Genomic DNA, 2,376 nt, shown 5'->3' with positions numbered 1-2,376 from the left:
GGCCGGGATACCCAGCTGGGCGGCCACGGCCACCACGCGGCGCCAGGCCGGAACGGCCTTGCCGATCGCCTCGGTGAAGGCCGGGGTGAACAGCAGGTTGGCCGGGCTGGTTTCGCCCTTGTAGGCGGCCATGATGTCCTTGAGCAGGGCGGCGCGGATGATGCAGCCTTCACGCCACAACCCGGCGATCTCGTCCAGGTTCAGCTCCCAGCCGTATTCGCCGGCGGCGGAGGTGAGCATGTCCAGGCCCTGGGCGTAGGAGACCAGCTTGGAGGCGAACAGCGCCTGGCGCACGTCCTCGACGAAGTTCTCCGGCAGGTTCACCTCGGCGGTGTGCCCCTGGAGCACTTCCTGGCCCACTGCGCGAATTTCGCGCTGCGAGGACAGCGAGCGGGCGAACACGGATTCGGCGATGGCCGAGACCGGCGAGCCCATGTCCAGGCCGGACTGCACGGTCCAGCGTCCGGTGCCCTTCTGCCCGGCGGAGTCCTGGATGACATCCACCAGCGGCTTGCCGGTGGCGGCATCGGTGTGCCCGAGGACCTCGGCGGTGATTTCAATCAGGAAGCTGGAAAGCTCGCCCTGGTTCCAGTCGGCGAAGATCTTGGCCTGCTCGGCCGGTTCGATGCCCGCGGCGTGGCGCATCAGGTCGTAGGCTTCGCCGATAACCTGCATGTCGGCGTATTCGATGCCGTTGTGCACCATCTTCACGAAGTGCCCGGCACCGTCGGTGGAGATCCAGGCGCAGCACGGGGTGCCGTCATCGGCCTTGGCCGCGATCTTCTCCAGCATCGGGCCCAGGGCCTGGTAGGACTGCTTGGAGCCGCCGGGCATGATCGAGGGGCCGAGCAGGGCGCCTTCCTCACCGCCGGAGACGCCAACGCCCACGAAGTGCAGGCCCTTTTCGGCCAGCGCGGCTTCGCGGCGGCGGGTGTCGGTGTAGTGGGAGTTGCCGCCGTCGATGATGATGTCATCCTCATCCAGCAGCGGCACCAGCTGGTCAATGACCGAGTCGACCGGGGCGCCGGCCTTGACCATGATCATCACCCGGCGAGGGGTTTCCAGATTGGCCACCAGCTCTTCGAGGGTTTCGGTGCGGATGAACTGGCCTTCGTCACCGTGCGCTCCAGCAGCGCATCGGTCTTGCCGATCGAGCGGTTGTGCAGGGCAACGGTGTATCCGTTGCGGGCGAAGTTCCGGGCGAGGTTTGCGCCCATCACGGCCAGACCTGTGACGCCAATCTGTGCAGGCATAAAATCATTTCTCCAATATGTAACCGGAAAGGTGCGCCGTCATCGCCGGGCACCTTCCGTGCCCGCACGGCTTCGTGACGTTTTTGATTCTACCGCTCGGGCGGGTCAATACCCAGAGGCGCCGCCCACTTAAATCTGATTTATTTGCCTTGCGGTGCCTGAGGTGGGGGTTTTGGGCGCATCGCTTGGATATGATGAGGCAATGGCTACCAGTCTGCATGCCCACGTCGTGGAGCACCTCGGCTCACGAATTGTCAGCGGCTTCATCCCCGCGGACACGATCCTGCTTGCCGCCGACCTGGAGCAGCAGCTGAAGGTTTCACGCTCGGTGATCCGCGAGGCGTGCGCGTGCTCGCGCAGTGCGGTTTGGTGACCAGCACCAAGCGGGTGGGCATCCGGGTGCAGGGCCCGAGCAAATGGAACCCGTATGATTCGCTGGTGATCCGCTGGCGCCTGGCCAGCAACCAGCAGGGCGTGCAGCTGCGCTCGCTGACCGAGCTGCGCATCTCCGTGGAGCCGATGGCCGCCGAGCTGGCCGCCCAGTACTCCCCGGCCGAGTTCCGCGAGGAGCTGATGACGCTTTCGGCGCAGATGAACCACTACGGCCGGATCGGGGACCTGCGCCGCTTTTTGGAACTGGACATCCGCTTCCACGCGGTGCTGCTGGCCGCCTCCGGCAATGAAATGTTCGCGAACCTGGCCATCCCGATCGGTGAGACCCTGCGCGGGCGCACCGACCTGGGCCTGATGCCCGAACGCCCGCACGAGGAGGCCCTGGCCTGGCACCAGGCGGTCGCCGATGCGGTGTCCAACCACGATGCGCTGGCCGCCCGCCAGAACATGGAGAACATCATGCGCCGCACCCACAGCGAGATCTGCGGGATCTGGGCCGGGCAGGAACGTTTGTTCATCGACCCAGCCGGTCCCCGCTAGCACTTTCTGCCCTAGCGCTCGGCCACCGCGACGGGTTGGGTTTCGCGCAGTTCGGCCGGTGGCGCGAGGCGTTCGATCAACGGCCGCAGCAGCACCAGGCACACCAGCACCACCAGGACCCGAGCGCCAGCCGGCCAGCACGTCATGCAGGTAGTGGGCGCCGACCGCGACCCGGGAGAGCGCAATCAGC

At 66.3% G+C, this 2,376-nt stretch carries 2 protein-coding genes and 1 pseudogene; 2 read left to right on the top strand and 1 reads right to left on the bottom strand.

What is annotated here, in order from left to right; all coding sequences use genetic code 11:
- A pseudogene (gndA, locus tag JCM19049_RS11915) lies at positions 1 to 1,253 on the bottom strand (NADP-dependent phosphogluconate dehydrogenase); the annotation flags it as partial.
- Positions 1,254 to 1,455: 202 nt separating this feature from the next.
- Here gndA and JCM19049_RS22660 point away from each other — a divergent pair.
- Positions 1,456 to 1,626 carry a GntR family transcriptional regulator gene (locus tag JCM19049_RS22660; protein WP_306420792.1) on the top strand — a complete coding sequence of 57 codons (171 nt, stop codon included), beginning with the start codon at positions 1,456 to 1,458 and terminating at the stop codon, positions 1,624 to 1,626.
- Entirely contained in the window at positions 1,596 to 2,186 is a 591-nt protein-coding gene (locus JCM19049_RS11910; protein ID WP_306420791.1) for a FadR/GntR family transcriptional regulator, read from the top strand. Before JCM19049_RS22660 ends, JCM19049_RS11910 begins: the two co-directional genes overlap by 31 nt.
- Positions 2,187 to 2,376: the final 190 nt, after the last annotated feature.

The organism is Arthrobacter sp. JCM 19049 (assembly GCF_001310435.1).
Note: the sequence above shows the minus strand (reverse complement) of the source record. Positions and strands in the feature narration are given on the sequence as shown.